General features: G+C 43.9%; 7 protein-coding genes. 1 reads left to right on the top strand and 6 read right to left on the bottom strand.

Annotated features, from left to right (window positions below; all coding sequences use genetic code 11):
- Positions 1–143: 143 nt before the first annotated feature.
- Complete coding sequence (gene rfaH / locus R0J87_RS16535; RefSeq protein ID WP_498887549.1) at positions 144–659, top strand: transcription/translation regulatory transformer protein RfaH; 516 nt, start codon at positions 144–146, stop codon at positions 657–659.
- Positions 660–725: 66 nt separating this feature from the next.
- Here the strand turns inward: rfaH and R0J87_RS16530 are convergent, their stop codons facing one another.
- From R0J87_RS16530 to cysQ, 6 genes are all read right to left on the bottom strand, one after another.
- Positions 726–2,177 carry a glucosyltransferase domain-containing protein gene (locus R0J87_RS16530; protein WP_498887542.1) on the bottom strand — a complete coding sequence of 484 codons (1,452 nt, stop codon included), beginning with the start codon at positions 2,175–2,177 and terminating at the stop codon, positions 726–728.
- Positions 2,170–3,132 (bottom strand): glycosyltransferase family 2 protein, encoded by a 963-nt coding sequence (locus R0J87_RS16525; RefSeq protein ID WP_498887541.1) that lies wholly within the window; start codon positions 3,130–3,132, stop codon positions 2,170–2,172. Before R0J87_RS16525 ends, R0J87_RS16530 begins: the two co-directional genes overlap by 8 nt.
- A 4-nt stretch (positions 3,133–3,136) precedes the next feature.
- Complete coding sequence (locus R0J87_RS16520) at positions 3,137–3,529, bottom strand: GtrA family protein (protein ID WP_498887539.1); 393 nt, start codon at positions 3,527–3,529, stop codon at positions 3,137–3,139.
- Positions 3,530–3,570: 41 nt separating this feature from the next.
- Positions 3,571–4,812, bottom strand: coding sequence for a hypothetical protein (locus R0J87_RS16515; RefSeq protein WP_498887537.1), 1,242 nt, complete (start codon positions 4,810–4,812; stop codon positions 3,571–3,573).
- A gap of 226 nt (positions 4,813–5,038) precedes the next feature.
- Positions 5,039–5,692 (bottom strand): GNAT family N-acetyltransferase, encoded by a 654-nt coding sequence (locus R0J87_RS16510; protein ID WP_498887535.1) that lies wholly within the window; start codon positions 5,690–5,692, stop codon positions 5,039–5,041.
- A 279-nt stretch (positions 5,693–5,971) separates the two neighbouring features.
- Positions 5,972–6,739, bottom strand: a complete 768-nt coding sequence (cysQ, locus tag R0J87_RS16505) for a 3'(2'),5'-bisphosphate nucleotidase CysQ (protein ID WP_498887534.1) — start codon at positions 6,737–6,739, stop codon at positions 5,972–5,974.
- Positions 6,740–6,808 lie beyond the last annotated feature (69 nt).

The raw sequence follows: 6,808 nt of genomic DNA, 5'->3' as shown, positions 1-6,808 counted from the left end.
CGCTAGGAGGTCTTACTCCCAGCGTCTATGCGGCGAACAGTTAACCCCAAGTGTCTACAAAAATGGGGCCATACCATATTCGAGACGGGTGAACGCTCTTGCAACGCTTTTATATGCTATTGGGCAATGAAGAAGGTAGTGACATGGCAGTAGAAGTAACAGAGACCAGCACTGCCCACTGGTACGTTATTCAGTGCAAAGGCAGCGAATCTTTTCGCGCAGCGGAGCATCTTTCGAACCAAGGTTACGAGGTGTTTCATCCGGTGCTGGATGTGAAACGCAAACGGCAAGGGAAGCTCACCACCGTCACTGAGCCACTGTTCCCCTACTACCTATTTATCTGCTTAGACCAAGTCGTCAGCAACTGGCGACCCATCCGCTCCACCCGGGGCGTACTGCGCCTACTCACCTTCGGCAACACTCCCATCGCCGTGCCCGACGCACTCGTAGAGACCCTCCGCGCCCAACCCCACCGCCAAGAAGGTAGCCACAGCTACTTCACCGCCGGAGAAAAAGTCACCATCACCGTCGGCCCCTTCAAAGACCTAGAAGCTATTTTCACCCGCTGCAAAGGCGAAGAGCGCGCCATCGTGCTACTCAACGTCCTCCAGCGCCCACAACACGTTGAGCTTTCCGTAGAGAGCTTGGAGAAGCAGTGATGGCGGCAACGCGCTCTGCCCACACGAAGCCACCCTTATAATTAATGAGACACCGATGCGGAGGTATCAGTTATTAAAGTCGAGCAGGATGTTTCCCTGACATAAATAAACTTTAGCTATCTCTTCACAATCAGCAGGTGCCGCAGGATGAATTGAATAACTAATGTCCTCATTCATACCAAAAGTATATAGTACTCGATTAGTCCATCGCCAATCATTATTAACAATCTGCGGAACTAGCACATCGATGATAGCACTAGCGTTAGTGACACTATTCGTAAGAGGCGCGTAGGGGATTTTTGATACAATGAGTAGCTCATTAGCTTCAGTCTCTCTATGCAACTGATTTATTTCTTGCACGGCCTGCGCTATCCAAAAATTCTCGAAGTCTTTTTGGGCTGACAGAGCGTTTCCATACACGACACTTGTTTTAAATGCATAAAAAATAAAAACAGCAACCGACACCAATAAAGCCCGTCGCACCCAGCTTGAAGTACAGAGTTGATAACAAATAGCAGCTGTTAGAGAAACATAAACCCCAGCCGCAACGAGTATTCTAGGATAAACCCTGACATTCTCTAACAACACTACTGGACCAAAAACAGCCAGTAGTGCAGCAAAATTAAAAGCACAAAAAAGAACTGCATACCACACACCCCATTGCTCATTAAGCTGTCGACAACTAACTACCAGGGCAACAAAAGATAGCAGCAGAGCAATAATCAACCAGATGCCTGCATCCACACCTAGCCATTCATGAGCATGTTGAAATATCAGGTGAAAGTTTTCGAAAACTTTTGGATAAAGCTGACTTACTTCAATAGTAGAAGAGCGCTCATTGCTGTAGTCTCCTCCGGAAAGAAGCTGCAAACTAACCCTATACAATACAAATGCCAAGCATGCCGAAATAAAACCTGATATAAAAACAAATAGCGACCTTCTCACATCTTCCTTAAAAAGGAGATAAGAAGACATTAAGCTTAGCGAAACCAAAAATACATTTAATGAAATTTGGTATGCATGCAATGATAAAAAAACCAACACAGAAGAAATCAAAAAAGAAGACAAATCTCGGCTTTTGTTAGTAGATAAAAGCATTACAGCAAAAAGAGAAAAAGCAACGCTGGCAGTCATCGCCACTGAATCAAATACGTAAGATATATTTTCTAGAAAAAAGTGATTCGCAAAAACTGGAAGCAATAAAATTACCGCAGCCAGCCTATTCATGCATAGCTTAAAACCTATGAAAGAAGTAACCAAAGCCATTATCACTAATGACAGTAGCTGTGGAATCGGCCAAACATCCAAAACCCTGCCATCTATTGTAAAAAGATTAATAAGATAATACGTGAAATATCTACCATCCACATCCCAATACAAATACCCAAAAAAAGCACGGTGGCGATCATCAACGTACAGATAATGAGCACTTATAATTGCAATAAAAAACAAAGAATAGCATAGCAAAAAAGCATAAAAAGTCGCTTTATGCTGCTTCCAAAATACAGAATCAACCATTATCACTTCCTTCACTAAACTCTTCTACTATATAAACTGGCCGCTGTTTAGACTCAATATAAAGCCGCCCTAAATACTCACCTAGAATGCCCGTTGAAATTAGCTGAACAGAGCCAAAAAACAGAATGGCAGACATCAAAGATGCATAGCCAGGCCAGTCGACTCCAAACGCTATCGTTCTAAAAATGATGAAAAGCATATACAGTAAACTGATGCTAGCGATGACTGCGCCAATATATGACCAAACTCTCAAAGGCCATGTTGAAAAACCCGTTAGCCCATCTAAAGCAAAATTCCATAACTTCCAAGCATTCCATTTTGTGTTACCAGCAAACCGGCCAGGACGGTTATACTCTACACCGATGGATGTAAAACCAGGCCAAGCAAACATACCTTTCATAAACCGATTGCGTTCTGGCATTTTCTGCAAGGCTTCTACAACTTTACGATCAATAAGGCGAAAGTCACCTGCATTGTGTGGAATTTCCGTATGAGACAGCCAATTAAAAACCCGATAAAACATACCAGCTGAAGCACGCTTTCCCTTGGTATCCTCTTCCCTAGAAGTTCTTAAACCAAAAACGGTGTCATAACCTTCTAGCCAAAGGCGGTGGAATTCGAGGATTAATTCAGGTGGGTCTTGCAAATCAACATCCATGGGCACAACCGCATCGCCGCGTGCGTAGTCAAACCCAGCTGTCATGGCGGCTTCTTTGCCGAAGTTTCTAGCTAATTTCACATATCCTACACGACTATCGTTTTCTTGCAGCTCACGAATAACATCAACAGTTTTGTCAGTAGAGCCGTCATCTATGAATATAATTTCTAATTTAGCTTCTAAACTAGACAGCTTATCATTGATTGCGCTTATAAACGGCCGTATCGATTCTTCCTCATTAAGCACTGGCACAATCAAAGAAACCAAATCACCTCGTTCTTTCTTAACATTTTCCATTTGTCTATACCCTCCCGTTGAACGCCCATAAAGATGATGCCAAGTATGTAATCACCGGCACACTTAGCGTAGCGATAGTTAGTGAGACCATATCTCTCAATCCGAAAAAAAGCAAAATAGATAATATAAAATTGTTTATTAAAAAACCACTTATAGCCACAACAAAGAACTTCCACATAACGCCATCAACTTTAAAAGTCAAATATCGATGACCATAAAAAGAGAAAAAGAAAGCAAGTAGAAATGCAACCGTATTAGCTAAATAGGGTGATGTATCGAAAAACCACAACATAGTGTTAGCAACAAATAAATGCACAACAGTGGCAATTAAACCCACTAACAAAAACCTAAACGGCTTTAAAGCATCTTTGTTTAAAAGCTCAAAAACACGGTTCATACAACACCTCACTCCCGAAAGCCAATTTTTGCATTGATTTATCAACTGTCAAAATAATCACTTACTTTTCGCCTATACCAGTACATTCTGAAAATATTCACCACCCCTAAAACTAAAGGCAGTGTATATACTGCATAAACTTCTAGCAGGCCCAGATCAAAGAAACCAACTAAAACAAATGACGTGACTACCAACGCAAAAATAAATAAATTGAAGTAAAATGCCAGACGCTCATAACCACATAAATTCACCATAACAGACTCAACAACCCCAAATTGAGCAGAGGCTATATAAAACCCTAGCGTAATAACAAAAAGGCCTGCCGCCACGTAATTGACTATATCATCTAAGAAAAATAGATACATGTAGATAAAAACCGTCAAGACAGGAAATAAGATAGCAATAATCTTTTTTACCTTCTTCCTCAAGCTAAAAATCAATAGCTCATCAGCTTTAGTCTCGCTGATCATCTTGGACAATTGCGCCATTGCGTTATTAACGACCCCTCTAGGAACTGCAGCCACAGAACTAAAAACAAGAGCCGCAATGGAAGCTACAATGGCAATTTCCTCGCCACCTGTCGCAGCAAACAACGAAGGTAAAATAAAGCTAACCCCTCCGCTGGCTGCATTTGAGAATCCAATAATCAAACTTGAAGCAATATCATTATTTTTTAAAAGAAAAAAGCTAACGCGTGTGTATGAATCGTATGAACCTACACCTCTCCAACACAGTATAAAGGCACAGGCTAAGAAATAAGAAAATGACAACAACAAGAACAAAGCTGCACTATCAACCTCGATACCCATTACAAATAAAGAAAAGTAAAGAGCTAAAAAAGCCACACCCACCAGCACATCATTAACTAAAAGCTTAAAAAAGTCTTTCTTAAAAATTAGATAATTTCTGAACACTTGGTAAACAGAAGAAACAACCGTTAACAACAACACCTGCTTTAAGTCAGGAACCAAAAGGAAAAAAGAAGCAACATAAATACTAATACCTGATATCAACCCACCAACAAAAATGGAAGAAGAGCCATAACTAAAAAGGACACCAACATCTTCTCTTACGGCCATCTCTTTAACTAACACAGTAGAAAAACCGACACCACAAATCATAATAAAAAACGACACTAAAGCATACTGCGTCGAGAATAATACGGCTTCCTCACCGGCTAATAAAAACATGGCAAAAGTAATCACGAAAACTCTAAACGCACCGGGTGTAGCAGCCGTAAGTATAGGCATGCAACGGGTAAGAAAGCTTGGCAGCTGTGCCATGTTTTGGCTCCACTACATTCATTAAATAGATAATTGTACTACCTAAATCATAGCCAAGTGAAATAAAACAATAATGTTGATGCGGCAGCAACCTTGACAGAGTCCCGCCAATAACATTACGTCAAGCGCCGTCTTTAATAGCGAAGATAACGGTCATCCATGGAGGAAGCTCGCCCTATTGTCTCTCAAATTAGGCCTTCATGGCTATTTTACAGGGCAGATTTCATCAGAAATCATAGACCATTTTGATCGGGTAGCTTTTCATAAACCAGCGCAACGAGCGGTGAAGAACCGACCAACGAACGACGCGAAACCCCAACCGAAGGTAAAACACGTAGGCACGAGGATTATCACTCCACACCTCTAGCGTCACTTGACGTATGCCCTGTGCCTTTATTAGGTCGAGCCAACTCAACATCAAGCAGCGTCCTACACCACAGCCTCTATAAGGCTCTTTGACGATAACGCGGTACGCATACGCCTCGAAACGCTGAAAGCGATAACTCATCACCTTATAAAGCAGAAAACGAAAGCACGCTTCGCCTACGCCAAAAACAGCGGCAAAGTCTCGATAGCTAGGATCATGTGGGCCGTCCCCCCTCATATAGAACTGCAAGTACCCTGCAATTTCGCTTCCAGAGCGAATAAATAGCGTGCGATTCCAGTTAACACTCGGAGTTAGCACCTGCTGCCGCCGGCTTGCTGGCCCTAGAATAGGCTTCCAAAAGGCAGGCGCACCGGAAGCGAAGCGCTGCTCTTCATCCGTCGTAAAAACACTGTATCGAGAGCAGGTCACGGTAAGCTCAGGCGGTACCATGCTGGCGCAAGAGGCAACGTTAGACGTCTGTTCGACGTGGAGAGGAGGGGCAGATAAAGGCAAGCAAATGTCCTTGTGTCACAGATTCAGACCGTGCTGCCCCTCCTTCCTGGGAAACAACACCACTGATAAGCACACAAAGTAAATCTAACCGCCTTTCCTGCATTAGAGGGCTACTAGTGTTCCAGCAATGTTACCTCATTAAAAATAATCAAAAAGTTGAAATTACAGTACGATATAAACGCTCTTTAATAATTATGATCGTCATGCCGCATGATAAAATAAGCACAAAAAAGCCACTCTTATCGAGTGGCTTGTGGCGTTTCCAGCAAAGGCAGCGCGTTAACTTCCCCACACCACAAAATACGGGTTCAGCTTCTCAGTAGGATTAGCGTAACTGAGCTGCTCGCCTTCCAAGGTTTCGACGCGTCCACCTGCATAACGCACAACCGCATGAGCGGCGCCGGTGTCCCAAAGGCAGGTAGGGCCTAAGCGCGGGTAAGCATCGGCTTTACCTTCGGCAATCAAGCAAAGCTTGAGCGAGCTGCCCATGGGGAGCATTTCATGTTCGCCTAATGTATCCAGCCAAGCCGCTAAATCTGGGCTGGGGTGGGAACGACTGCCCACGACGCGCCAGGTTGCGCCTTCAGCAGGCTTACCAGCCACTTGAATAGCATGACGCTGCCCATCTTCTTCAACCTTAAACGCGCCTAGCCCCTCAGCCGCCACGTAAGCGGTCCCCAATGCAGGGGCAGTGACCACACCGAGCATGGGTACACCGTTTTCAATCAGCGCGATATTTACGGTGAATTCACCGTTACGCTTAATAAACTCCTTGGTGCCATCGAGTGGGTCTACCAACCAATAACGGCCTTGAGCATCGACCCCCGAAAAGCCTTCCATGTCCTCTTCGGAAAGAATGGGCAGTTGTACCGGCAGCGCTTTCAAACCACGCACAATCACGTTATGAGCCGCTTGATCCGCTTCAGTTAGCGGGCTCTTATCTTCTTTCTCTTCGACGCTGAAGTCACGGGCATAAACGTTCATAATGGCATCGCCTGCCTCCCGCGCAATACGCTCTACCGCCTCCAACAGCACTTGATCGATCATCGCAGTCATCCCTTATAAAAGCTGTCATAAAAAACCGCCAACAACAGAGACATTCCCAGTAGTTGGCGG

The sequence above is a fragment of the Halomonas sp. SIMBA_159 genome (assembly GCF_046536035.1).
Classification (GTDB): Bacteria; Pseudomonadota; Gammaproteobacteria; order Pseudomonadales; family Halomonadaceae; genus Vreelandella; species Vreelandella venusta_A.
The sequence above is the reverse complement of the archived record's forward strand: the minus strand, read 5'-3'. Positions and strand labels throughout refer to the sequence as shown.